This is a genomic window from Thalassospira profundimaris, from assembly GCF_003326755.1.
In the GTDB taxonomy this organism is placed as follows: domain Bacteria; phylum Pseudomonadota; class Alphaproteobacteria; order Rhodospirillales; family Thalassospiraceae; genus Thalassospira; species Thalassospira profundimaris_B.
The window spans coordinates 208,330-234,143 of the sequence record NZ_JPWH01000004.1 but is presented as its reverse complement, the minus strand read 5'-3'; the positions used below and the strand labels follow the sequence as shown (position 1 = coordinate 234,143).

Annotated in this window: 22 protein-coding genes; 14 read left to right on the top strand and 8 right to left on the bottom strand. The window is 54.3% G+C overall.

All coding sequences use genetic code 11. The features are described from left to right. Nucleotides 1-62: 62 nt before the first annotated feature. Nucleotides 63-1,586 (top strand): UbiD family decarboxylase, encoded by a 1,524-nt coding sequence (locus tag TH25_RS07170; protein ID WP_114087734.1) that lies wholly within the window; start codon nt 63-65, stop codon nt 1,584-1,586. Between the two features lie 39 nt (nt 1,587-1,625). Here the strand turns inward: TH25_RS07170 and TH25_RS07165 are convergent, their stop codons facing one another. Continuing rightward, complete coding sequence (locus tag TH25_RS07165) at nt 1,626-2,204, bottom strand: hypothetical protein (protein ID WP_114087733.1); 579 nt, start codon at nt 2,202-2,204, stop codon at nt 1,626-1,628. Between the two features lie 157 nt (nt 2,205-2,361). Here TH25_RS07165 and TH25_RS07160 point away from each other — a divergent pair, with 157 nt between their 5' ends. Further along, nucleotides 2,362-3,255 (top strand): AraC family transcriptional regulator, encoded by an 894-nt coding sequence (locus tag TH25_RS07160; protein ID WP_114087732.1) that lies wholly within the window; start codon nt 2,362-2,364, stop codon nt 3,253-3,255. A 94-nt stretch (nt 3,256-3,349) separates the two neighbouring features. Here the strand turns inward: TH25_RS07160 and TH25_RS07155 are convergent, their stop codons facing one another. Beyond that, a complete protein-coding gene (locus tag TH25_RS07155; RefSeq protein ID WP_114087731.1) occupies nt 3,350-4,096 on the bottom strand; it encodes a 2OG-Fe(II) oxygenase in 747 nt (248 codons plus the stop codon). A gap of 141 nt (nt 4,097-4,237) precedes the next feature. On the opposite strand from TH25_RS07155, the gene TH25_RS07150 reads away from it, so the two are divergent. Beyond that, nucleotides 4,238-5,587, top strand: coding sequence for a TldD/PmbA family protein (locus TH25_RS07150; RefSeq protein ID WP_114087730.1), 1,350 nt, complete (start codon nt 4,238-4,240; stop codon nt 5,585-5,587). Nucleotides 5,588-5,685: 98 nt separating this feature from the next. Here TH25_RS07150 and TH25_RS07145 read toward each other — a convergent pair whose 3' ends face one another. Then, nucleotides 5,686-7,839 carry a methyl-accepting chemotaxis protein gene (locus tag TH25_RS07145; protein ID WP_181847448.1) on the bottom strand — a complete coding sequence of 718 codons (2,154 nt, stop codon included), beginning with the start codon at nt 7,837-7,839 and terminating at the stop codon, nt 5,686-5,688. Between the two features lie 743 nt (nt 7,840-8,582). On the opposite strand from TH25_RS07145, the gene TH25_RS07140 reads away from it, so the two are divergent. Both TH25_RS07140 and TH25_RS07135 read left to right on the top strand, forming a co-directional pair. After that, nucleotides 8,583-10,562, top strand: a complete 1,980-nt coding sequence (locus tag TH25_RS07140) for a BCCT family transporter (protein ID WP_114087728.1) — start codon at nt 8,583-8,585, stop codon at nt 10,560-10,562. 230 nt (nt 10,563-10,792) lie between these two features. Beyond that, entirely contained in the window at nt 10,793-12,499 is a 1,707-nt protein-coding gene (locus tag TH25_RS07135) for a methyl-accepting chemotaxis protein (RefSeq protein WP_114087727.1), read from the top strand. 216 nt (nt 12,500-12,715) lie between these two features. On the opposite strand, the gene TH25_RS07130 is transcribed toward TH25_RS07135, so the two are convergent. The 4 genes from TH25_RS07130 to TH25_RS07115 form a co-directional block, all read right to left on the bottom strand. After that, a complete protein-coding gene (locus TH25_RS07130) occupies nt 12,716-13,249 on the bottom strand; it encodes an SRPBCC family protein (RefSeq protein WP_220151359.1) in 534 nt (177 codons plus the stop codon). Nucleotides 13,250-13,253: 4 nt separating this feature from the next. Beyond that, on the bottom strand, nt 13,254-13,964 hold the full coding sequence (locus TH25_RS07125; RefSeq protein WP_114087725.1) for a glutathione S-transferase family protein: 711 nt from the start codon (nt 13,962-13,964) through the stop codon (nt 13,254-13,256). Next, on the bottom strand, nt 13,954-14,301 hold the full coding sequence (locus TH25_RS07120) for an ArsR/SmtB family transcription factor (RefSeq protein ID WP_114087724.1): 348 nt from the start codon (nt 14,299-14,301) through the stop codon (nt 13,954-13,956). Before TH25_RS07120 ends, TH25_RS07125 begins: the two co-directional genes overlap by 11 nt. Nucleotides 14,302-14,437: 136 nt before the next feature. Then, nucleotides 14,438-15,394, bottom strand: coding sequence for a diacylglycerol/lipid kinase family protein (locus TH25_RS07115; RefSeq protein ID WP_114087723.1), 957 nt, complete (start codon nt 15,392-15,394; stop codon nt 14,438-14,440). 206 nt (nt 15,395-15,600) lie between these two features. Here TH25_RS07115 and TH25_RS07110 point away from each other — a divergent pair, with 206 nt between their 5' ends. Together TH25_RS07110 and TH25_RS07105 are read left to right on the top strand one after the other, a co-directional pair. Further along, entirely contained in the window at nt 15,601-16,533 is a 933-nt protein-coding gene (locus TH25_RS07110) for a UDP-2,3-diacylglucosamine diphosphatase (protein WP_114087722.1), read from the top strand. Further along, nucleotides 16,530-17,663: a glycosyltransferase family 4 protein gene (locus TH25_RS07105; protein WP_114087721.1), complete on the top strand. Its 1,134-nt coding sequence runs from the start codon at nt 16,530-16,532 to the stop codon at nt 17,661-17,663. Before TH25_RS07110 ends, TH25_RS07105 begins: the two co-directional genes overlap by 4 nt. Before the next feature lie 77 nt (nt 17,664-17,740). Here TH25_RS07105 and TH25_RS07100 read toward each other — a convergent pair whose 3' ends face one another. After that, on the bottom strand, nt 17,741-18,568 hold the full coding sequence (locus TH25_RS07100) for a BUD32 family EKC/KEOPS complex subunit (protein ID WP_114087782.1): 828 nt from the start codon (nt 18,566-18,568) through the stop codon (nt 17,741-17,743). A 247-nt stretch (nt 18,569-18,815) separates the two neighbouring features. On the opposite strand from TH25_RS07100, the gene TH25_RS07095 reads away from it, so the two are divergent. From TH25_RS07095 to TH25_RS07065, 7 genes are all read left to right on the top strand, one after another. Continuing rightward, on the top strand, nt 18,816-20,630 hold the full coding sequence (locus TH25_RS07095) for an ABC transporter ATP-binding protein (RefSeq protein ID WP_309471285.1): 1,815 nt from the start codon (nt 18,816-18,818) through the stop codon (nt 20,628-20,630). A 4-nt stretch (nt 20,631-20,634) separates the two neighbouring features. Beyond that, on the top strand, nt 20,635-21,399 hold the full coding sequence (locus tag TH25_RS07090) for a lysophospholipid acyltransferase family protein (protein WP_114087720.1): 765 nt from the start codon (nt 20,635-20,637) through the stop codon (nt 21,397-21,399). Beyond that, nucleotides 21,399-22,688, top strand: a complete 1,290-nt coding sequence (locus TH25_RS07085) for a 3-deoxy-D-manno-octulosonic acid transferase (protein WP_114087719.1) — start codon at nt 21,399-21,401, stop codon at nt 22,686-22,688. Before TH25_RS07090 ends, TH25_RS07085 begins: the two co-directional genes overlap by 1 nt. Continuing rightward, entirely contained in the window at nt 22,675-23,649 is a 975-nt protein-coding gene (lpxK, locus tag TH25_RS07080; protein ID WP_114087718.1) for a tetraacyldisaccharide 4'-kinase, read from the top strand. Before TH25_RS07085 ends, lpxK begins: the two co-directional genes overlap by 14 nt. Next, nucleotides 23,639-24,538 carry a lysophospholipid acyltransferase family protein gene (locus TH25_RS07075; protein WP_114087717.1) on the top strand — a complete coding sequence of 300 codons (900 nt, stop codon included), beginning with the start codon at nt 23,639-23,641 and terminating at the stop codon, nt 24,536-24,538. The genes lpxK and TH25_RS07075 overlap by 11 nt, the downstream gene beginning before the upstream one ends. Before the next feature lie 63 nt (nt 24,539-24,601). Continuing rightward, nucleotides 24,602-25,204, top strand: a complete 603-nt coding sequence (locus TH25_RS07070) for a hypothetical protein (protein WP_114087716.1) — start codon at nt 24,602-24,604, stop codon at nt 25,202-25,204. A 120-nt stretch (nt 25,205-25,324) separates the two neighbouring features. After that, nucleotides 25,325-25,813, top strand: a complete 489-nt coding sequence (locus tag TH25_RS07065; RefSeq protein ID WP_114087715.1) for a MarR family winged helix-turn-helix transcriptional regulator — start codon at nt 25,325-25,327, stop codon at nt 25,811-25,813. Nucleotide 25,814 lies beyond the last annotated feature (1 nt).

Genomic DNA, 25,814 nt, shown 5'->3' with positions numbered 1-25,814 from the left:
TGTGACCATGTTGTCCCATGCGGGCCCTGCTTTCGCCGCCCGCCCCACAAGATTGCGGTGCCATGCCCTATCAGTCTTTGCGCGATTTCATTGCCGACCTTGAAAAAAAAGGCCAGCTTGTTCGTGTCAGCGAACCGGTTTCGCCCCATCTCGAAATGACCGAAATCCAGACCCGCCTTCTGGCCGAGGGGGGACCGGCGGTTATTTTTGAAAATGTTGTGGGCGAGGATGGCCGCAAATATGACATGCCGGTTCTGGTCAACCTGTTTGGCACGGTGGAACGGGTGGCAGCGGGCATGAACCGCAAGCCCGAAGAACTGCGCGAAGTGGGCGAAACCCTGGCCTTCCTGAAGCAACCCGAACCACCGGGAAGCCTGAAAGAAGCCTTTTCGATGCTGCCGCTGGCAAAAACCGTAATGGCGATGAAGCCCAAAACGGTTTCCAAGGCCCCCTGTCAGGAAGTTGTGCTAACCGGCGATGATATTGACCTTGGCAAACTGCCCATTCAGGGATGCTGGCCCGGCGAACCCGCCCCGCTGATTACCTGGCCGCTGGTAGTCACACAGGGCCCCAGTGTGGGCGAGAAGGGCGGTGACAAGCGCGATGTGTTCAATCTGGGCATTTACCGCATGCAGATGCTGGGCAGGGACAAAGCAATTATGCGCTGGCTCAAGCATCGTGGCGGCGCACAGCACCATGCCCGCTGGAAAAACAGCAAACAGGAGCCCCTGCCCTGTGCGGTTGTTTTGGGCGCGGACCCTGGCACCATTCTGGCCGCCGTTACCCCCGTGCCCGATACCCTGTCGGAATATCAGTTTGCCGGACTGTTGCGCGGGGAAAAGGTGGAACTGGTGGAATGCAAAACCATCCCGCTCAAGGTTCCGGCCACCGCTGAAATCGTGCTCGAAGGGCATGTCTCGCTGGACGAATATGCCCCCGAAGGCCCTTATGGCGACCATACCGGATATTATAATTCGGTCGAAAACTTCCCGGTTTTCACCATTAGCGCCATTACCATGCGCAAAAAGCCGATTTATCTTTCAACCTTCACCGGCCGCCCGCCAGATGAACCATCGGTTTTGGGCGAGGCCCTGAACGATGTGTTTGTGCCCCTGTTGCAGCAGCAATTTACCGAAATTGTCGATTTCTGGCTGCCACCGGAAGGATGCAGCTACCGGATTGCCGTTGTGTCGATGAAAAAGGCCTATCCCGGCCATGCCAAGCGCGTGATGATGGGGGTTTGGTCCTTCCTGCGGCAATTCATGTATACGAAATTCGTGATCGTGGTTGATGACGACATCAATGTGCGCGACTGGAAAGACGTGATGTGGGCCATTTCCACCCGCATGGACCCGGTGCGCGACATTACCACCGTCACCGACACCCCGATTGACTACCTGGATTTCGCATCCCCCGAAAGCGGACTGGGTGGGAAACTCGGCCTGGATGCCACCAACAAGCTGCCGCCGGAAACGCATCGCGAATGGGGCGAAAAGCTGTATATGCCCGATGACATCATTGATCGTGTTGATGAAAAATGGGACCGCTACGGCCTGCCCGGCAGCGGTCGCAAAATCTGGAAGTAAAACACTCACGGGCCGTTTCCTGCAAACGGCCCGTTTTTGTCAGTTACGATAAAAAACCCAGTGATCGCCGTTTTTATCCGCTGTTTTGTTCCAGTAAAATTGCGGGGCATCACACATGAAATCCTCGATCCGCACCGCCGTGGTGCACAAATCGGCATTTCCCACAACATCGCGCACATAGTCGGGCTCCACCTGTTGCCAGCTCATGGGCGGCGGGGCGGTATCATCGGCCACACACAGGGCAAACTGTTTATCCTGGGCAAAGGGGATATGCTTTAGTTCCGAACCCAACTTGCCGCCCTCGCGGGTGACAAACAGGACATCAAAAAACGGTCCGTCGGGATGATCACGGTCCACCCATCCTGCGATACGGTCGGTCTGCCCGTCACAGGTGAAATCCCCCACCAGAATTTGATGCCGGTTTTGCGCGGCATATTGCCCGGCCTGAAGGCGCATTTCATGGTAAAGATCGGCATCTGTCACCGGCCCGGTTACAGGTTTTTCAGTTGGCGATTTTACACCTTCACCTTTTAGTGTGTCCGCCGCCCAGACAGACCCGTTCGTAACAATGCCTCCTGCCAATGCACACAAAACAAACAGGGGGGCAAATTTGGACATTGTGCTCTCCATCGGGGATAATTTTTTCAGACCTTGGGCAGGACTATTACAGGGCAAAGTTAAAAAAGACTGGCGAAAGCGGGATAAAGGTCGCTTTTTATCAAATCTGGCGGCGTGGCAAGGGCTATAGCACACATGTATCCACAACGGAGGTTGCATGACACCGGCAGAAAAGGCCGTTTGGCTGATTGAAACGCATATTGAGGCCGATGCCGAAACCAGCCCGGATTTAACCGAACTGGCCGAAAAATGCAGCATCTCGTCGCGGCATCTGATGCGGGCCTTTGCGATTGCCACGGGCATGTCGGTGATGCGTTATGCACGGGCACGCAAATTATCGCGCGCAGCGCAAAAACTGGTGCATCCGGATTTTGCCAGGCGAAACATTCTAAACATTGCCCTTGAAGCCGGTTATACCTCGCACGAGGCCTTCAGCCGTGCCTTTCGGGACCATTTCGCGATAACGCCGGACGATCTTCGTCGTCGTGGACATCTTGATTCCCTTGTTTTGCAGGAGTGTTTACGCATGTCGGACCATATGATTGTGAAAATTGAAGAACCGCGCCTTGAAAAACGCGACCATTTGCGCATCGCCGGCCTAAAACGCCGCTATAGTGTGGAAAGCAGCACCGCCATCCCCGCGCAATGGCAGCAATTCATTCCCTGGATTGGCAACATAGATGGGCAAAGCGGGTATGAAACCTATGGTGTTTGCAGCAACATCACAAACGACACCCCCACATCGGCGCAGAACGACAAAGCCGTTTATTTTGATTATATTTGCGGTGTTGCCATTTCCGCGACGGCCGAAATCACCGACCCGGAATTATCCGTGATCGACATTGCCCCGCAAACCTACGCCGTTTTCACCCATCGCGGGCATATTTCAGGTATTCGCGCCACAACCTTTACCATCTGGAACGATTATTTACCCAAATCAAACCTAAGGCCCCTCTCTGCCCCCGAATTTGAATGCTATGGCCGGGAATTTGACCCCGAAACCGGTAACGGTGGGGTTGAAATCTGGATACCTGTTGAAAAGGCGGCCTAAACCAATTCCGTCCGCCAAATTCCGTCGCCCGGTTCAAGGACTAAATCCAGTGCAGTTCTGCCGGGCGGCGGATGTGTTGATTTTGGCCAGCACCTTAAAACCAGTCTTGTTCCATTTCAGCGGTAATAAACATATAGGCCCGTTCGTGAGTGCTGGCGTCTCGTGGCTCGGCTCCGTGCAGGGCATTGATGCTATTGGGGAAAATCACCAGACGGTTTGCATGATAGGGCACTGTCAGCACCCGTTCAACCGCCGCGTCATGCACCTCGAACGCGGTTTTGGCGTTGGGCACCGGGCCGTTTTTCCAGGCAAACAAATCAAGGCCGCCGCCCTTGGTATCGTCATCATCACTGCGAAAATACAGCAATGCTGAAAACAGGCGGTTTGGCGCATCAAGATGGGCGCGGCGATGGCTGCCCGCCACGCGCGAGGGGCTGATCAATTCCAGCCTTGCATCGCATAAAACATCATGATTTTCAAAACTGTCGGCTTCGAGCAAACCAAACCGGGTGTGCCCGGCCTGAAGGACGGGCTGATCGCCCGGCCACAGATCGCCAAACAGGGCGCGAATGGCAAAATAAATATCCGCCCGCGCATGACGGGCGGCAAATGCACGCCAGCACGGCGGATAAAAATCCAGATCGCGAAACAGACGGGCTGAAACCGGAATGCGATTATTTCCCTTTGACTGCGCATACGCCATTTGTCCTGCCATTGTTGGGCGGCTGGCCTTTAATTGCGCAAACAGGGCCGGGTCCAGGGCATCGTCGATCACGGCATGAACAAAGGGCGCGTGATAGAATTTCGCCCGTCCGGCATTTTCCAGAATAGTGCCTTTCATTTTTCCCCCGAAAAATTGTTTTTACCGCCAGAAGACCGATAAATTTGCCGTGAAACCGGTAAAATGGGCGGTTCCCCTTTGCGCAATGGCCTTTGGCTACCTATAACGGTGGGAAGACACTTTGTGTGAAAAGGAATATCCATGCCCAAAACTGACATGACGCTTGATCGCATCAATGACCTGCTGAGCCGTGCCCAAAAAGCCGGAGCAGACGACGCCGATGCCGTTTACGTCGAAGGCACCTCGCTTTCGGTGTCGCAACGATTGGGCAAGCTTGAAAAACTGGAACGATCCGAAGGGGCCGATCTGGGCCTGCGGGTGCTGATTGGCAAAAAGCAGGCGGTCGTTTCATCATCCGATACCAGTGATGCCGCGCTTGATGAACTGGTGGAACGCTGTGTCGCAATGGCGAAAAACGCGCCGGAAGACCCTTTTTGCGGCATTGCCGACCCATCCGAACTGGCCGAAACATTCGATATTGACGGGCTGGAACTGTGCGAACCGGGCGAAGTGGACCAGGACAAACTGATCGCCTGGGCCAGCGCCTGCGAGGAAACCGCCCGCTCGGTTGAGGGTATCACCAATTCCGAAGGGTCGGACGCCGGTTGGGGCCGCCACCAGATTACCCTGGCGGCCACCAACGGCTTTGCCAACAGCTATGCCGGCAGCGGCAGCCATATTTCGGTATCGGTCCTGGCCGGGACCGGCACGGCAATGGAACGCGATTATGATTATGACAGTGCGGTTTTCTCAACCGACCTGCGCGACCCTGCCGACATTGGCCGCATGGCCGCCGAAAAGACCCTGCGTCGCCTCAACCCGCGCAAGGTCAAAAGCACACAGGTACCGATTATCATGGACCCGCGGGTCTCGGCCTCGATCGTCGGGCATCTGGCGGGGGCCATTAACGGGTCTGGCATTGCCCGGGGTACGAGTTTCCTGATCGATATGATGGAAAAGGAAATTTTCAGCCCTGGCATTACCATTGTAGATAATCCACACCGCAAACGCGGCTTGCGTTCCAAACCGTTTGATGCCGAGGGTGTCGCCAACAGCAAGCGCAACCTTGTCGAGAATGGTGTTCTCAAGGGATGGATCCTTGATTTGCGATCCGCCCGCCAACTTGGTTTGAAATCCACCGGCAACGCATCGCGCGGGGCGGGCAGCCTGCCGGGGCCATCGACCACCAACCTATATATGGAACCCGGTACCCTTTCGCCCAAAGACCTGATCGGCGATGTCAAACAGGGCCTGTATATTACGGAAATGATCGGCAGCAGCGTGAATGGCATTACGGGTGATTATTCGCGCGGGGCATCCGGCTATTGGATTGAAAATGGCGAACTGGCCTATCCGGTATCCGAAATCACGGTTGCGGGCAACCTGAAGGAAATGTTCAAAGCCGTCACCCCGGCCAATGATTTGACCTTTAAATATGGCACCAACGCCCCGACACTGCGTATTGATGGCATGACAGTGGCCGGACAATAACCATATTACGGACGGCCAGATTATGCGCCGTTAAAAGTCAAACGCCCCGCAAACGAAATGTTTGCGGGGCGTTTTTTAATTTGCACAGGAACTATCGATCAGTTTGCGCGAATCTGACGCAAAAAGACCTCCATTTTATTTTGCAACGACACGGCCGAGCGTGACAGGTCACTTGCACTTGAAAGTACTTGGGCCGCTGCCGCCCCGCCCCGTATTGCCGCCTCGCTGACACGGGTGATCGCCCCGGACACCTCATTGGTGCCCTGGGCTGCTTCCGACATGTTTTGCGCAATTTCACTTGTGGCAGCGTCCTGCTGGGACACCGTTGCCGAAATGGTTTCCGCCGATTGCAGGCTTTCGTCAAGAATACCGGAAATATCCCGGATCGATCCCACCGTTGTTTGGGTCACGGTCTGAATCTCGGCAATCTGCGCGGTAATTTCGGTAATCACACGCGCGGTTTGACTGGCAAGATTTTTAACCTCCGATGCCACAACGGCAAAACCTTTGCCTGCGTCACCAGCCCGTGCGGCCTCAATGGTGGCGTTCAAGGCCAACAGATTGGTTTGCGAGGCAATTTCCTCGATCATGTCAACCATTTCGCCGATCCGCAAAACGGCACTCTCCAAGCCTTCTGCGGCGATGCGGGTATTGTTGGCATTGCTGACCACATTGGTCGCCAGTGCCGATGAACGCCCGGCCTGATCCCCGATCTGTTTGACAGAGCGCTGCATCTCCTCGCACGCGGCGGCAACGTTTTCGACATTGCGACTGGCTTCATCCGCCGCAGCAGCAACGGCACTGGCCTGACTGTTGGTTTGATCCAGCGAAACCGTCAGGTTTTTAGCCGTCACTTCAAGATCACTGGCCGATGTTGACACCAGCCTGACGATGGCCCCGACACTGCTTTCAAAGTCATTGGCCAGCGCTTCCATCTCGCAGCGTTTGTTTTCACGGGCCTGTTGTTCTGCCTCTGCGGCCTGGCGTTCCATTTCGCGGGTACGCTGCATGTTCTGTTTAAACACATCCATGCAATTGGCAATGTCACCAATTTCATCACGGCGGCCCACGCCATATACCTGAATATCCAGGTTGCCCTCGGCAAGTTCTGTCAGCCCTCCCACAATACGATTGATCGGCCGGGTGATTGACTTGACAAAAAACAGCGCGATAATCGCCGCCACAACAAGAATCAACAGCGTTATAACCGCCGCCCACAATATTGCTGTTTTCACTGGTGCCAGGGCCTCGGCCTGGTCCATTTCACTGATCAGCGCCCACTGGGTCCCCAAAAAGCCAAAAGGTGCAAAACTGGAAATAACCGGCACACCACGATAATCAGTAATATGCTTCGTACCGGTTTTGCCCGCCAGGGCGAGATCCACCGTATCTCCTGTCACGGTTTGGCGAAGGATTGTTGAATCAGGCAAAAAGCGTGAATCGGTACGCATAAGGTGATCCTTGCCAACAAGGTAGCTTTCACCACTTTCTCCCATCCCCTCCGACATCTGCATGATGCGATTAATGCGATTAACAGGCATTTGAAACGCAATAACACCGGCAACTTTTCCCTGCGGGTCCAACACGGCCTCGGCAATAAAGCTGGCTGGCGCACCGTAACTGGGTTCATAGGGCTGAAAATCGATGAAAACCGGCTTGCCAAGATGTGATTTCTCAAGCGAAGCCCTGAAAATCTCGCCCAAACCGGTATCACGCCATTTGCCGTTTACCACATTCGTGGCAAAATCCTGTTCCTTGAAAACCGTGTAGACCAAGTCACCGGAAGGCAAAAACAGAAAAACATCGTAATAGCCCCGATCTTCCAGGAAGGTCCGAAAATAGCGGTGATAAATTCGGTGCATGGCGCTCCAGTCGGAGCCATCACCGGCATCATCCAAGCGGTGCTTTTCGCCAAGCGGGTTGGGATTATCGGCAATATAAAGTTTTTGCAGGGTCTCGCCTGCATTCCCGCCCAGCTTTTCCCAACCGGCTTTAAAGTCGCCAAGCGCCGCAAAGACTGTTGGATTTTTGGTCTGTATATCCAAATCTTCGGTGATCGTGCCCAGATAATTATCAAGGGCCAGCTTCTTGGCATTGTTCATTGCCGACAGATGCTCGGCGATCTCGAATATCCGTGCTTCGTAAAAGCGGAAAGACAAAATAGCGACGATTGCAAGGCTGGCAGCAGCAATCAGACCGACCAAAATCGCCGGTAAGCGAAAAGAAATGCGATGTAACTTCGGTTTTGTCATCGTAACGCTCAACATCAATAGGGATGCTTTTCAAGCGCAAGAACCTGCCAAAGACCTGATATGCTGTCGCTTATGACAATCTGTCGCTGACTGGCCTGTACCGAAACTCGTGGTGTCAGACCAGAATACCCCCGATTTGAAACCCATTCATGCTCGCCGCGCAAACCCACCCAAAAGTATAATAAAAAATGCGACAGCGAAACTTATGATTTATATTTGATGCTATCTGCAGACCTTCAACAAAACAACATTTGAATTAAATACGCTCAAATAAAAAACTTAAATAATAATAGTAACTTGTCGGAAAATCCCATCGCAAAAATGCCATTTCCGATTCGCAATATCGCGAAAAAACAGCCTTATCGTCTTTTCACAACCCGTATAAACGCCATGATTGCGCCTTGCTGCTATGTCCCGGTCATGGCAGATGGCCATTCCTACCGGCAATTTTCAGCAAAAGTTTTCGCAAACGAACAGCCTCCCTCCTTAAGTCGCGCCCGGACATATAACGACACATACCAACGCATGGAACAATCCACACTTTTGGCGCGTTGACTTAAAAGGGGAGCGTTCAGCCATGATTATTTCCATCTTTGCGCGATTTGAAAATCACGCACGACTATGAAATGATTGCGGCGGACAGGACCAATTCATCTGTCCATTTGGGGCATTTCCAATTCGACAAGACACATGTGGCCCCGATCGGGGTTAATTGAGGAAACCGACTATCTGGAGCAAATTTTATGTCAACTTCAGAAAACGAGGTGGCGGACAAACCGAAGTCACAGCTATCTCCGCCAGTGTTTTTTGGCTCTGCAATTCTTATTTTTCTGCTGGTTCTGTTTACCATCGCCCTGCCGGAAACAGCCAAGAATACCTTTGACACTGTTCAGGGCTGGCTGACCGGCAATTTTGGCTGGTTTTACATGCTAAGCGTGGCTGTTTTCCTGATTTTTTCGTTGGGACTTGCCTTTAGCTCTTATGGGGAAATCAAACTGGGACCGGATGATTCCGAGCCCGATTACAGCTACACTTCATGGTTTGCCATGCTCTTTAGTGCCGGTATGGGGATCGGCCTGATGTTTTACGGTGTGGCCGAACCAATCCTGCATTATGACAACCCGCCCGTCGGGCCCGGTGGCACGATGGATGCCGCCCGCGAGGCGATGTCCACGACATTCTTTCACTGGGGGATTCATGCCTGGGCCATTTACGCCGTGATTGGCATGTCGCTGGCCTATTTCAGTTTCCGCCACAACCTGCCACTCACCATCCGGTCCGCTCTTTATCCGCTGATTGGCGAACGCATTCGCGGGCCGATTGGTCATGCCGTCGATATTTTTGCCGTGCTTGGCACCATGTTTGGTGTGGCAACCTCACTGGGGCTTGGCGTGTTACAGGTTAATTCCGGGCTGAATTATCTGTTCGGCATTCCGGAATCGGAAATTTCCCAGCTTATTCTGATCGCCGTCATTACCGGTTGTGCCACCCTGTCGGTGGTGGCCGGACTTGACAGCGGCATTAAACGTCTTTCGGAACTGAACCTGTTTCTGGCACTTGCCCTGCTGCTGTTTGTGCTGCTGGTCGGACCGACGGTTTATCTGCTGCAAACCCTGGTTCAGAATGTTGGCCTGTACCTGAGCGAAGTGGTCAACAAGACCTTTAACCTGTTTGCCTATGAACCCAATGACTGGATTGGCGGCTGGACCCTGTTTTACTGGGCCTGGTGGATTGCCTGGTCGCCCTTTGTCGGCATGTTCATTGCCCGCGTCTCACGCGGTCGCACCATTCGTGAATTTGTCATCGGCGTCCTGTTTGTCCCGGTTGGTTTCACCTTTATCTGGCTGACCTTCTTTGGCAATGCCGCCATGTGGCTGGACATGGGATCCGCTGCCGGGCAGATTTCCGCAGCCGTCGACGACAAAATCTCGACAGCCCTGTTCAAATTCCTTGAATACTTCCCGTTTGCAAGTGTGTCCTCGCTGATCGCGACTGTTCTGGTGATTACCTTCTTTGTCACCTCATCGGACTCCGGCTCGCTCGTGATTGATATTATCACATCGGGCGGCCAGGAAGATCCGCCGGTCTGGCAGCGGATATTCTGGGCGCTTACCGAAGGCGTTGTCGCCGCGGTGCTGCTTGTTATGGGGGGATTAAACGCTCTGCAAACCGCCTCTCTGACAGCAGCCCTGCCCTTTTCGGCCGTCATGCTGTTTGTGTGTTACGGATTGCTAAAGGGACTGCGTCTAGAAAAAATCAAAAAGAACAGTATGGGACTTGCGCCTGTCACATCGGTTCATGGGGCCCATGTACCGTGGCGCAAACGTCTGCAAACCATTGTCAGCTATCCGAAGCTTGAAAAATGCAAGGTTTTCATGGCGGAAGTCGCCATTCCGGCCCTGGAAAGCGTCGCGGTCGAGCTACGGGAGACAGAGCTTCAGGTTGATGTGACCCACACTGAAACCGAAGTAAAGCTGGAAATCTCGCATGGTGATGTTCAGGATTTTGTCTATGGCGTGCGCCTGCGCAGCTATACCATGCCGGAATTTGCGTTCCCTGAATTCAAATCACCGCAAAAATCCGGCAAATATTACCGTGCGGAAGTCTTCCTGCTCGATGGCGGACAGGATTACGACATTTACGGCTATAACAGGGAACAGGTTATTGCCGATGTGCTCAATCATTACGAAAAGCACCGGCACTTCCTGCATTCCACAGCCTGAAACCAGACATCCCCACCCCGGTCACGGGGTGGGCTTCTGATACAACATTTCATTTGGTTGCAAAACGATCCGGCAATATCGCCGGATCGTTTTTTTCTTTTCTGCGCCCTCAATTTATGGCTGAATGTATAGTGCATCTATACACCCTGAAAAGGAACCACCCTGCTTAACTAAAATATAAACGACTGGCACAAGCCGGTGACATTTTTCTCCAAATCGGGAGACGAGACATGCAACTGGGAAAATTTGGTATTGCAACCAAGATCTTTGCCATCATAGCCGTACTGGCGATCGCGATTATCGCCGTGTCCGTGAACGGCTATCACGGCTTAAACACCATGAATCAGTCTTCCAAAATCCAGGAGACTGCGGCAAACGAGGCCCTGGACGGCTTGCGCCTGACCAGATTGATCACTTCGTTAAATCGTGCCAAATTTCGGATTGCCGCAGATCCCTCGCCTGAAACAATTGCGGATCTTAACAAGACCATCGCCAGCGAAACCGCCGAGTTTGAAGCCATAATCGTGGAAACATCAAAAACGGCAGGTCCAAGGCGGCTTGAACTGCTGGAGGATGTAAAACACCGTTACGACATTTATGAACACAGCATTAACGAGCTTCTGGCCATCGCCAACGCCCGCGATGGCAATACCGACCGGCAAACACTTGCCAGCAGCCTTCTGGCACAGGCCCGCGACAACCGCGAGGAGGCAAGGGACCTTAATAACAGCATTCGCACCTATGTCAGTTATGCCCAGGACAGATTGTCAAACGCTGTTGCGGCCGCCGACAACACCTTTACCAACGGCATTACTGTCATGATCATTGTCGCGATTGTTGGTCTTGCCCTCGGTATCGGGTTGGGATTTGTCATCGCGCGATACGGCATTATTCAACCGATCCGCAAGATCGTCGGCGCCTTGAACGCGCTGGCAAACAACAAGCTTGATGTCGAGGTCTATGGGACGGACCGTAGCGATGAAATTGGCGAAATTTCCAGTGCGATGGAAGTTTTCAAGACCAATATGATCCGCAACCGGGAAATGGAAGAGGCCGCCGAACGCGCCGAACAAAAAGCCCTTGAAGACAAAAAACGGGCCATGAATGACCTTGCCAACCAGTTTGACCAAACAGTTGGTGCCATCGTGACGATTGTCGCCTCGACCGCGACCGAACTGGAAACAGCCGCCCAAACCCTGACCAGTTCGCTCAACGAAACCAACACGCAATCCAGTACGGTTTCTGCTGCCGCCACACAGGCCAGCAGCAATGTTGAAACCGTTGCCACCGCCTGCGAAGAACTGGCCGCATCCGTGCGCCAGATTGGCGAACAGGTTGTTCATTCATCCGATGTCACACAAATCGCGGTGGAAAAAGGGGCCGAAACCCAGCGCACGGCCGAGGGGCTGGTCGAATCGGTACAAAAAATTGGCGAGGTCGTAAATCTGATCCAGGACATCGCCGCCCAAACCAACCTTCTGGCCCTAAACGCCACCATCGAGGCGGCGCGCGCAGGTGAAGCGGGCAAAGGCTTTGCCGTTGTTGCATCAGAGGTCAAAAACCTTGCCACCCAAACGGCAAAAGCCACCGAAAGCATCACCAGTCATATTGCCGAGGTGCAGGAAGTGACACACACCACTGTGGATGCCATTCGCGATATTTCCGAAGTGATTTCGCGCACCCGCGAAACGGCCTCGTCCATTTCGTCGGCCGTGGAGGAACAAAACACCGCCACCCAGGAAATCGCGCAAAATGTCGCCCAGGCCTCCGCCGGGACACAGGAAGTCTCCAGTGCGATTACCCAGGTCAGCGAAGCCGCCAATGAAGGCGGGGCGGCGGCCGAACAGGTTCTGTCAAGCGCACGCGAACTTTCAACATCGGCAGAAAACCTGCGGCGCGAAGTAGACAGCTTCATTGCCAAAGTCCGGGCCGGTTAACAGCCTTGAGACTGCCTTAAAGACTTTGTCCCCATGAAAAACGAAGACCGGGATCAGCTTGTTCCGGTCTTCGTTTGCAAGATGCAAGTATTCGCTTGCTTAGCGCCCGTATTTATTTGGGTTTGTCCATATGGCATCAAGCCGGAATATCTTTCGATCTACCATTCGCGACAAAGGCCGCACGCATCATCGCGCACGTTCCGCGAAAATCCGGAGTTACTGGCTTAAAACAGTACCAAGTTTGTCAAACAGTTCGTTGGTGCCATGTTCGCGCGAACCAGCATCGTCATAACCATCAAGGAAGGCACCCTGTTCGGTCAGCATCAGGCGGGTTTTCTTGCCAATAGCCTGTAATTGAAGGGTCGCGATGGAAACTGATATTTTGTGGTCATCAAGATGCATTTCATAACAATAGACCAGACGTTCATTTTCGATGACGTCGTAATATGTGGCATCAAAGGTTGAAACAACATTGCTGACCCAGCGGCCCTTCAGCCTTTCACGCCCACCCGGGCGCACATCCATATTACTTTCCAGAACTTCAAGTTCTTCGGGGGGCGCACCAAACCATTGCGCCTTTGCTTCGGGGAGGGTCAATGCCTTCCACACCAGCGCGACTGAGGCATCATAGGTGCGTTCCAGGCTAAAGGTCGCATGCACGACAGACCGTTTTACCCCCTCAGGAATACGCGCCCGGGCGGCAGCATGGGCATCAATGAAATCGCCGTTATCATGTTTGCTATCGGTCATAACATCATTCCTTGTTGGGGGGGACATCGGCAAAGGGGCGAAAACGGGGTTCAAGCCCGTCAACAAAGGGGAAATAGGCCATCCAGGGCCGGGCCTCATCGATTACACGTGCAATAGCCGGGCGTTGCAACAGGCGTTCAAAATAGGCGGCAAGGGCCGGGTGCGTTGCACGGTAGGATTTGATGGCATCGGCGTAAAAAAGCGGCGGAAAGGCCGCGCAATCAGCCATGGAAAAGACATCCCCCGCCATCCAGCGCCGCGTTTCCATCCGTTTTTCCAGCATGGCATAGGCGGTTTCAAGGGTTTCGCCCGCCTCGCTGACACCGGCAGGATCGCGCGATTGTTCGGGGTGCAGCACGTCGGATACAAATTTTTGCATCGGCGTATGCACATAAAGATCAAAAAAGCGGTCCCACAGCCGCACCTCGAGGGCCTGATCAGGATTTTTCGGGATCAAGCGCAGCTTGCCGGGAAAATGCAGTTGCAAATATTCGATAATGATCGAGGTTTCCGGCACCACATTGGCGCCATGCTGTAACAGCGGCATTTTCGCCAGCGGCCATAAATCGGTAAAGGCGCTGTCGTTTTTTGGTAACCCGTCCAGCTGCACAGCCTCAAAGGCTATATCGGCATCGTAAAGCGCGATCAGCACCTTCCAGCAATAGGATGCCAGCGGGTGCATATGCAGCGTTAAACCGGCATGATCATGGGGCATCGTCAGGCTCCTCTGACTGGCTGGCAAGATAGGTACCCAGGCGATCCAGGCGCTGTTCCCACTGGGTCCGGCGCGCATTGATCCAGTGTTCCGCAGCACTGAAGGCCTCGGGTGCGATCGAACAGGTTCGCACCCTGCCGACCTTTTCAGATCGGACGATACCGGCATTTTCAAGCACACCCAGATGCTGCATGACCGATGGCAATGACATCGGCAACAGGCTGGCAAGCTCGCTCACCGGTGCCGGACCACGGCTAAGCCGTTCAACCATCGTGCGACGGGCGGGGTCCGAAAGGGCACCAAACAGGCGATTAAGGTCTGATTTTTGGTTAAGCATATGCCTAACTATCACGAGAAAAATAGTTAGGCAATTACTTTAGTATTAAGGCGCCATTTTTTCCTGCGGCATCACCCGAAACATGCCAAAGCACCCGGCATAGGCGGGAACACCGTCAGATCAGGGCTTATCGGCGTCACTGACTGGCGATTTGCAGTGGCTGGGAAGATGCCCCCATCTGCCCGTCTTTCTGGCTGGTGGCATTAAAATAGGCGCGCGGAACCAGCAGCCGAACCGGATAGGGTGACAAACTGATTTCACAGGGCAGGGCACCGGCATTTTCGCCGTCAATTTGCACCGGGGCAGGGCCGCAATGGCTGGTAATCGTCAAGCGTTCGGTCCGCACCACACTGACATCGGACTGGCGAAACAGACGGTTCATCGTCAGGGCCAGGCCATAGCGCGCCGTTGCCAGGCTGCCGCTGGCGGGCATCATCACCACATCAAGCTTATTTTCGGTTAGCGACGCATCGGGCGAAATGATGAATTTACCCCCATAGTGGCTGGCATGGGTGGCGACAACCCCGGCAACACGGTACTGATCGCGACCAATATGCACCTCGAAATCGCGATGACGGGGAAACGCAATGTTGCGCAAACCTTCAAGCACATAGGCCCCCTTGCCAATCAGGCGTTTCAACCTTAGCGATACATTGGCAACCGTGTCGGCATCTGCCCCAATCCCCACCATCAGAAAAAACGCCCGGCCATTCAACAGCCCCGGCCGCACCCAGACATAAACCGGATCATGGATATAGCTGGCAACAGCACGGGTATTTACCCCCAGCCCGACCTCGACGGCCAAAACATTGGCCGTACCAAGCGGAATGATCCCAAGGGGCGGCACCTCGTGCCCGTCAATCTGCGCATCCAGCAACCCGTTCAGGGCTTCGTTCAGCGACCCGTCGCCCCCGGCCACATACAGCCTGCGGCCGGCCCGCACCCGCCGTGCCAACTCGCGGGCATGACCGGGATGGGTGGTTTGTAACAATTCCGCCTTTACCCCTGCACGTTGCAAAATCGCCGACAGGAAACGCTGCTTGTTCCCCCCGGCCCGCGGATTGAAAATAATGGTAATGCCATCACCCATCATGAAACAAATATTACCTGTAATAAAAATGAAAAATAATTTATCGGAACGTCCTATAAAAAAGTAATTATGTAACGAAATCCTTTCAATACTGATAAATTTCTGTGAACGGGTTATATATTCGTGTCTTTTGTTTTATTCAGATATTGGTCGAGCCCAATAATCAAGGTGCCTGACCATCCTTTGCACGGGGGACCTGGAGGGCGAAGATGACAGCAATGAACACGAAACCCCACTACCGCACGGTATGGATTTCAGATGTGCATCTGGGCACACGCGGCTGCCAGGCGGAACTGCTGGTAGATTTTCTAAATGAAGTCACGGCGGACACCTATTATCTGGTCGGCGACATCATAGACGGCTGGCGCCTGAAGAAAAGCTGGTATTGGCCCGAGAGCCACCACGCCGTGATTACCAATATCATGGAAAAAGCCAGAAACGGCGCCAAGGTGATTTTTGTCCCCGGCAACCATGACGAATTTGCCCGCGAATTTGTTGACATGACATTCGGCCATGTCGATGTGCGGATGAACGATATTCACACCACTGCCGATGGCAAACGCCTGTTGGTCATTCACGGCGACGAGTTTGACGGGGTGGTCAAATATGCCCGCTGCCTGGCCTATCTCGGCGATACGGCCTACAACCTTGCCATCATGCTCAACCGCTATTTCAATGCCGCCCGGCGCAAGCTGGGATATGGGTACTGGTCGCTGTCGGCCTATCTGAAAAACCGGGTTAAAAACGCGGTTCAGTTCATTTGCGATTTTGAAAATGCCGTGGCCCATGCCGCCACCAAACGCAAGGTGGACGGGGTTGTGTGCGGCCATATCCACCACGCTGAAAAACGCATGATCGGCAATGTGCTCTATTGCAATGACGGTGACTGGGTTGAAAGCTGCACCGCCCTTGTCGAACACAAGGATGGCGAGCTGGAACTGCTGCATTGGGCCGATATGCGCAATATGGCAATGAGCTATATTGGCGGCACTTCCGCCAGCAGCCCGGCAAGTGCGGGTCTGGGTCGTTTGATGTCGCTGTTTCGCAGCGCAACCACCCCGGACACTGCGCCGTCGGCTGCCACTGGCCGGGTTACGGCAAAAAACACCCAAAACAACAATCCGATTGGTAAAACAGCATGAGAATACTGATTGTCAGCGATGCCTGGCGCCCGCAGATCAATGGTGTTGTCAGAACGCTGGAAACGGTTCGTGCTGAATTGATTGCACAGGGCCATGATGTACGCATCATTTCGCCCGACCAGTTTAAAACCATTCCCTGTCCGACCTATCCGGAAATAAGACTGGCGATTTTTGCCCGGCGCAAGCTGTCGCGCATGATTGATGCAATGCAGCCCGTTGCCATCCACATTGCCACCGAAGGGCCGCTGGGACAGGCCGCACGCGCCTATTGCCTGAAGCGCAAATTGCCATTTTCCACCGCCTATCACACCCGCTTTCCCGAATATCTGCATGCGCGCACCAAATTGCCGCTATCGATTTCCTATCGTGGGATGCGGCGTTTTCACGGCAAGTCGCAATCCGTCATGGTTGCCACGGAATCCCTGCGCGACGAGTTGAAAAACTGGGGGTTCGAGAACCTGCATATCTGGTCGCGCGGGGTCGATCTGGACCTGTTTCATCCGCGCGAAGATGCCAGCTTTGGTAATTTTCCCAAACCCCACTGGTTATTTGTCGGGCGGGTGGCAGTGGAGAAGAATATCGGCCATTTTCTGGATCTTGACCTGCCCGGCACCAAATTTGTCGTTGGTGATGGTCCGCAGTTAAATGATTTAAAGCACAAATTTCCCAAGGCGCAATTTCTTGGCAAAAAAACCGGTGAAGACTTGGCAATTGCCTTTGCCTCGGCCGATGTTTTTGTTTTTCCCAGCAAGACCGATACTTTTGGCCTGGTCATTCTCGAGGCCCTGGCCTCGGGCACACCGGTTGCCGTTTTCCCGGTGCAGGGCCCGGCCGATATCGTGCGCGACACCAAGGCCGGTGCCATTAACGACGACCTTCGCCAGGCCGCCCTTGATGCCCTGAAACTGGACCGGAACGATGCCCGTGCCCTGGCTGAACACTATAGCTGGCATAATTCGGCCCAGCAGTTTTTGCACAATCTTGCGCCCTTTTCGGGCGGATATGACGGTGAAACCGCAACACGCATCTCTGTTACCGAGGGACTTGCCACCGCCAATATTGCGCCGGAGGATAACACCGAAAGCGGCGAACAGGATATCAGGACCCCGCAACCTCAACCGGCGCAATAAAGCCATTTGTCTTTAAAGAGCAAACCCGGATCATCAACAGACGCGCGATTGCGTGCCTTGCGCTTGTGGGCACAAAGTCAGGCCGGGCGCTGTTTGCGCGCCAACTGGCGTGGATCAATATCACGACACAGAATCTGATATGTTTGCACCGCATTCAGGGCATCGGTTCCCAGCCAGCGGCGGAACATCATCAACACCAGATAAATCGGGAAAATCCGGCGCAGCACCTTTGATAAAGGACGCAGGGCATTGGCATATTCACCAACCTGGTCATGATAGGTTTCCCATCCCACATGCAAAAGATCGGGGTGTTTTTTTATTTCGCGCTGAATGGAAAACAGAAACAGCAAAACATCCCGCGCCTGGGCATCGGCAACGGGCATACATCCTTCGGGGTCTTCCTCGAAATCAATAAAACCGATGCTGCCGTCATGGCGCAGCGTCATGTTCCGTAAAAGCGGCGCACCATGCGCGCAATCACGCATATGCAAATCAGCCAGGCCGCGGGCGGCCTTTTCAATCAGGTCGCGGGCTTTCGCATCCTCGCCGTTGGCAAGGGCGGTTTTGACATGATCTTTCAAAATACTGCCGTTATCGCCCAGCACAATCCAGGCCTCTCCGGTCATGACCAGTTCGGGAACCTGTACGCCATGTTCACGCATCCGCAAAAGATGGCTGGTTTCTTCATCCAGCCCGGGCTTCCCGCCGGGGGACACAGTGGGGCGCAGCATGGGAATAGCCAATAGTCCCGCCGCAAACCGTTGCAGGCGATGCCAGACCTTGTGCTTGGAAACGACCGCCTGTTTGACCCACAAATCCCGGCCCTGCCAGTGCAGCGGAAATACACGACCTTTGGCCCCCATTAACAGGGCGCCTTCGATCTCGGCCTTAAGTTGTTTGCTCATTTTTTGTTTTTTAATCAACCATGTTCAATGGAGCCCGCATTTGCTGCGGGCATTCCCAACCATTATTGTTACATTTTGGTGACTATCTTTCAATATACGGATGCTTGCCGTGGCGCCATCAGCATGATAGCAAACTGCACGTAAAATCAGGCATAATCAGGCCTTGATAAAAGGCAAAATCAAGGCAAACCGGCAGCCTTTGTCCGTGCCGGTTATCACCTTGCGCATAAAAGTCAGGAATATCTTTTTGTCCAAACAGAATATCGATCATACCGCCGATCACTGGGACACCTGGCCGATGGTCAAGCGGATCGTTCGCGAAGCGGTTCGCCCCTATATCGGCAAAATTGTTCTGGCCCTGTTTTTTATGGTTGTTGTTGCCGCAACAACCGGTGCATCGGCATGGCTGATGGACCCGGTGATCAACGAGATCTTCATCAATAAAAACGGCACCATGCTGCTTCCCGTTGGGGCGGCCGTGCTGATTACCTTTGCCCTAAAGGGGTTTGGCAATTACGGCCAATCGGTGATGATGAGCTATGTCGGCGGGCGTATTCTGACCGATATTCAAAACCGGCTATATAAACAGGTGATGAGCCTGGACATCGACTTTTTCCACGGCACCAATACCGGCAAGCTGATTGCGCGCTTTACCAGCGACGTTGGTGCCATGCGCTCGGCCGTGTCAGAAAGTCTGACCGGTTTTGGCAAAGACCTGATGTCGGCGATTTTCCTGATTGGTGTCATGTTTTCCAAAGACTGGCAATTGGCCTTTATCGCGATTTTTGTCTTTCCGCTTGCCATTATGCCCATTGCCAAGCTGGGACGCCGGATGCGCAAGGTTTCGGCCAATACCCAGCAACAAATCGGCGAATTTGCCACCCTGCTTGAACAGACGTTTCACGGAGTGCGCCACGTCAAGGCCTATGGCATGGAAGAATATGAATGCTCCAGGGTCGGCAAACTGGTTGATTATATTTTCCGCCTGAATTTCAAGGCGCAAAAGGTGCGTGCCCGCTCCTCCCCCATCATGGAAACACTGGGCGGCGTTGCCGTGACCGTGATCATCGTTTATGGCGGCTATCGCGTGATCGAGGGCAGCAATGACGCGGGCGGTTTTTTTGCCTTTATTACCGCCCTGTTGATGGCCTATGAACCGGTTAAACGCCTGGCAAATATCAATATGAATTTGCAGGCAGGGCTTGCTGCGTCGCAACGCGTTTTCACCATTCTGGACCTTGAACCCGACATTAAAGACAAACCCGATGCCCAACCGTTAAAGGTTTCGGGCGGCAGCATCACGTTCAAGCATGTCGATTTCGCCTATAACAGCGATGACGAAACCAGCGCCCTGATCGACATCAATATCGATATTGCCGCCGGGCAAACTGTGGCCCTTGTCGGGCAGTCCGGTGCCGGGAAATCGACCATCCTGAACCTGATTCCAAGGTTTTACGACATCAATAGCGGCAGCATTTCGGTGGATGGGCAGGACATTCGCGACGTGCAGCTTGCCACCCTGCGTGGTGCGACCGCGCTGGTCAGCCAGGAAGTTTCGCTGTTTGACGATACCGTGCGCGCCAATATCGCCTATGGCCGGGCCGGTGCCAGCGAAGAAGAAATCATCGAGGCCGCCCGCAATGCCGCCGCCCATGATTTCATCATGGAGCTTGAAAACGGCTATGACACCATTGTTGGCGAACATGGTGTGAAACTTTCGGGCGGACAACGCCAGCGCATCGCGATTGCACGCGCCATGCTGAAAAACGCTCCGATCCTGTTGCTCGACGAGGCGACATCAGCACTGGATACGGAATCCGAACGCCATATCCAGACCGCCCTTGCCCGATTGATGAAAGACCGCACCACCCTGGTCATTGCCCATCGTCTTTCCACCATCATTGATGCAGACAAAATTTGTGTCATTCATCGTGGCCAGTTAATCGAAGAAGGAAAACACGAAGAATTACTTGCACTTGGCGGTGCCTATGCCAACCTTTATAACCTGCAATTCTCGGAAGAACCGGGCAAACATCCTCATCTGGTGAAAAATCAGGACTGAAAACGTGGCATGGTATAAGGGAATCGTCAAAAGCAGCCAGGCACGGGCCACCCTGTGCCGTTTGGCGGCCTTTTACATTCGTGTAATCCGCTACACCGGCAGGTGGGAACAAAAAGGCACCGATTTGCCTCGCGAAATGCTGCGCGAGGGCAAGCCCTTTATTGTCGCCTTCTGGCATCAGCGCCTGTTGATGATGCCCTATACCTGGCGGGTGGTTGGTGGGGACGTCCCCTTTAACATGCTGATTTCATCACACCGGGACGGCGAAATCATTTCGCGCACCATCGGGCATTTCGGCATCCACACCATCGCCGGCTCTACCGGCAAGGGAAAAGGCGGGGCAAGCGCCCTGCGCGCCATACTGAAATCGCTTAAGGCGGGCCACGTTATTGGCATGACGCCCGACGGACCACGCGGACCGCGTATGCACGCCTCCAACGGTATCATATCGGCCGCCCGCCTGAGCGGCGTTCCCATTTTTCCGCTGACTTTTTCCACATCCAAACGCCGGGTCATGCGCAGTTGGGACCGCTTTGTGCTCCCCCTGCCATTCTCGCGCGGCGTATTTTGCTGGGGTGCCCCGATTTATGTCCCCACTGACATGGATAATGACGGCCTGGAGGCCAAGCGGCTGGAACTGGAAAACAGCATGATCAAGCTGACCCAGGAGCATGACCGGTATTATGGCCTTGAGGTGATCGAACCCGCCGGACCAGACGAACCGGTTAAACAGAAACGCGCGGCACGTGATGCGGGAGAGAGCGAATAATGCCCCTGTTTTACGCCTATCGTGCAGCGACACGAATACTGGGCCCGATTGTGGGGCTGTATTTGCACCGGCGTAAAAACCGCGGCAAGGAAGACCCCGGCCGTATTGGCGAGCGTTTCGGCCATCCCGGTCGCCGCAGGCCCGACGGCCCGCTTGTCTGGATTCATGGCGCCAGTGTGGGCGAATCCCTTTCCGCGCTGCCCGTGATTGACCGTTTACAACGCGACTATCCTGAATTTGCCATTCTGGTGACAACCGGCACGGTTACATCGGCCCGGATGATGCACGAACGCCTGCCCAAAAACGTCATTCACCAATTCATTCCGGTGGACCGGCAGGTTTATGTTGCCCGCTTTTTGCATCACTGGCGGCCTGATGTTGCCCTGTGGCTGGAAAGTGACCTGTGGCCCAACATCCTGACCCGTGCCCGCAAGGCAGGCACCCAGATCGCCCTGCTCAATGGCCGGATTTCCGAAAGCAGCTTTAAAAGCTATCGCCGTTTTTCCTCTTTCATTCGTCCGGTCATGGCCTGTTTCAGTGTTGTTCTGGCCCAAACCGACGATGAATCCGCCCGTTTTATCGAACTGGGTGCGCCCAATGTGGTGACAACCGGCAACCTCAAATTTGCGGCCCTGCCCTTGCCGGTTGATGAAAAGATCCTGCATCACTACCGTGACCAGATCGGCGATCGCCCGGTATGGCTGGCATCAAGCACCTTTGAAGGCGAAGAAAGCATTGCGGCGGCCATTCATGCACGGTTGCGCGAAAAACACCGCAATCTTCTGACCATTATCGTGCCGCGCCACCCCAACCGGGCCACCGGCGTTGAGGCCATGCTGATGGGCAAGGGCCTGCGCGTCGCCCGGCGCAGCATGGATCATATCATATCGCGCGATACCGATGTGTTTTTGGGCGATACCATTGGCGAAATGGGCCTTTACTACCGGCTGGCACCAATTTGCTTTATCGGCAAAACCCTGTGCGTGGGCGGCGGGCAAAATCCGCTGGAACCGGCCCGGCTGGGATGTGCCATTTTGCATGGTCCGGATATGAGCAATTTCGCCGAAATCAGCCAGGAAATGCTGGCGGAGCGGGCCGCACGCCCCTGCACCGATGAGGCCGACCTTGAACGCCAGCTTGACCAGCTTTTGACCAATCAGCCCGCCCGTGATGCCCTGACGGATGCGGCACGCAATTACGCCAACAGCAAAGCCGAGGTTCTGGAAAGAACCATGTCGGCGATTGACGATTTGATGGTGGCTAGTCGGGGGCCACATGCACGCCCCTGATTTTTGGCAAACCGATAATATGATCGCCCGTGCCCTATCGCCCGCATCCTGGCTGTGGCGGGCCGGTGCGGCATGGCGCAATGCCACCACAACGGCCCTGCATCCAGGGTGCCCTGTCATTTGTCTGGGCAATTTTACCGTTGGCGGGGCGGGAAAAACCCCGGCAGCACAGGCGATATATGACATTCTCGCAGGCGTTGGTCATCAGCCCCATTTTCTAAGCCGGGGATATGGCGGCACGCAAAAAGGACCGCATCGGGTGGATCCCACGTCCGATACCGCACACGACGTGGGGGATGAACCGCTTTTGTTAAGCCAGAAAGGCCCGGCCTGGGTTTCGCGCAATCGCGCAGCCGGGGCCGATGCCATTACCGTGGCTGGTGCGGATGTGATCATTATGGATGACGGTTTGCAAAATCCATCCGTGATCAAGGATTTGGGCATTGTCGTTATCGACGGGGCAACCGGATTTGGCAATGGCCGGGTTTTGCCCGCCGGTCCCTTGCGCGAAACCCTTGCCAGCGGGTTTTCACGGGTCCGCGCTGCCATTATCATTGGCAAGGATAAAACCGGCCTGGCAAAGCAAATGCCAAAACATGTTGCGGTATTTCATGCCAAAATCCGGCCAGAAAACGCCAGCGATTTTACCGATCAAAAAGTCCTCGCCTTTGCGGGCATCGGGCGTCCCGGGAAGTTTTATCACTCCTTGCGCGATTGTGGGGCGGAGGTGGTTATTGCCCGCGACTTTGCCGACCACCACTTTTACAGTCCCGACGAACTGGCCGCCCTGCGCAAGGATGCCAGCCGGGCCGGTGCCATGCTGGTGACAACGGAAAAAGACCTGGTCCGCTTGCCCTTGGGCGATCGACACGGCATAAAGACACTGCGTATCGCCCTCGAATTTGATGATTTGCCGGGCATAACCCAATTAATCGAAACAGTATTTGCCAATGGCGCGTAAAACCAAAAATATCAGCACATTTCAATATTACGTCAGCTATCCGCTGCAAGGCTTTGTGACAAACCTGTTTTACTGGCTGTTTGCCATGATGCCCATTGACACGGCATCGGCTTTTGGCGGCTGGATCGGGCGGAAAATTGGCAAAAAAATCAAAGTCACACGCCGGGCGCGCCGCAACATGGAACGCGCCTTTCCCGAAAAATCCCCTGGCGAAATCGAAACCATGCTGGGGGACATGTGGGAAAACCTGGGCCGCAGTGTTGCCGAAGTGCCCCATATTCACAAAATCCAGCCTGGGTCAGACCGGCTGGAGGTAGTGGGCCTGGAAAATGGTCTGGCGTTAAAAAATGATGACAAGGCCGGACAGTTTTTTACCGCCCACGCCGGAAACTGGGAAGTCGCCATGCTGCTGGCCCGCGCGATGGACATGGAAATGATGTGTGTTTATCGCGCCCCGGACAACCCCTGGGTCGACAGTGTTTTCACCAAGGCCCGGCGCGGTTTTAAAGGCGAAATGGTCCGCAAGGGCCCGGAAGGTGCCCGCAAACTGACCGCCTTTTTACGCAAAGGCGGCCATATTGCCATGCTGGTGGACCAGAAAATGAATGATGGCATCGCCGTGCCCTTTTTTGGCCGCGATGCCATGACAGCCCCTTCGCTGGCACAATTTGCCCTGAAATACGATGCCCCGATCGTCCCGCTACGGCTGGAACGTCTGCAAGGGGCACATTTCCGCATGACGTTCTACCCGCAACTCGATATCGTTCAAACAAATGATCGCCGTGCCGACATGCTGAAGATCATGACGGAAGTTAACGCCATTATCGAAAGCTGGATTCGTGAACGCCCGGCCCAATGGCTGTGGGTACATCGCCGCTGGCCCGATTAAGACAGCGACAAAACCGGCATTTGATGATGTGATGCGTCTCGATATGCCCGCGAGGTCCCTACCGTGTGCCTGCGACACCTGCTGAGCAATATAACCACAATACTGTTGCTGACGGTTGTTTTTATCATACCAGCACACGCATCCGAACAAAGCGACATTCGGAACAAAGCCATTGAATTGCGTATCACCATCGCCCGGTTCGAGCTGGATTTGCAACAAAGCCTGCAAAACGCCCTTGATACTGCATCCGGTCAGGTCATCGCCTGCAAGTCAAAACCCCGAACCCTGCGGGCGTGTCTTACTGGCCCCTATCACACCCTGATGCAGCCTCCGATCACGATGATAAAGGCCCGAACGCAATCGGCCAAAACAACAAACAGCCCCCTGCAAGACCTTGAGACGGTAGAGGAACGGTTTGCGATTTATACGGACCGGGTCAATACAGCCAACGACCTGTTATCGCGCGCGGGCGCACCACTTTTTATTCCGGCACGAAATTTGACACCCGACATGGACAACCTGCGCAAACGTGTGCTGGGATACATGGAAGACCGCCGGTCCAGGTCATTATGGCGCGAAAAACTCGTTGTATTTGCGTGCGGGATCGCTGTTTTATGTGCGGTCTTTGGCGGCCTTTATTTTTATTTGCGCCGGTTTCGAGGATAAAGCCTGTTATCTTTTTTCTTTGATTCTGGACCCAAACACCGTTAACCGATAGCGCACTGGCGGGCCAGCCCACCGTTTTCAACAAATGTGCGCCAAACATTCAGCATAAAAGATTCACCAATGGACCAGCAGCACCCCTATTGGCAGGAAGTTCTTGTCACCCTGCGACAGATTATTCGCGCAACGGACCTGCATTCCAAACGCATCATGAAAATTTACGGGCTGACCATTCCGCAAATCATGGTGTTGCGCGCCATTGGCGAGATGCGAAATGTCACGGTCAAACGCATTTCAAGCCACGTATCCCTAAGCCAGGCCACGGTGACAACCATCCTTAACCGCCTGGAACAGCGCGGTTTGATGGAACGGCGACGTTCCCAGACCGACAAGCGCGTGGTCAATACCGACCTGACCCAGGCGGGCCGCGACATTATCGCCAATGCCCCCAATCTGTTGCAGGAAGATTTTATTCGCCAGTTCGAAGAACTGCCCGTCTGGGAGAAAACCCAAATGTTATCCTCTCTGCAGCGGGTCGCGGCGATGATGAATGCCGAAAAAATCGATGCCGCCCCATTGCTTGATGTCGGCGCGGTCCTGCAACCGGATTAAT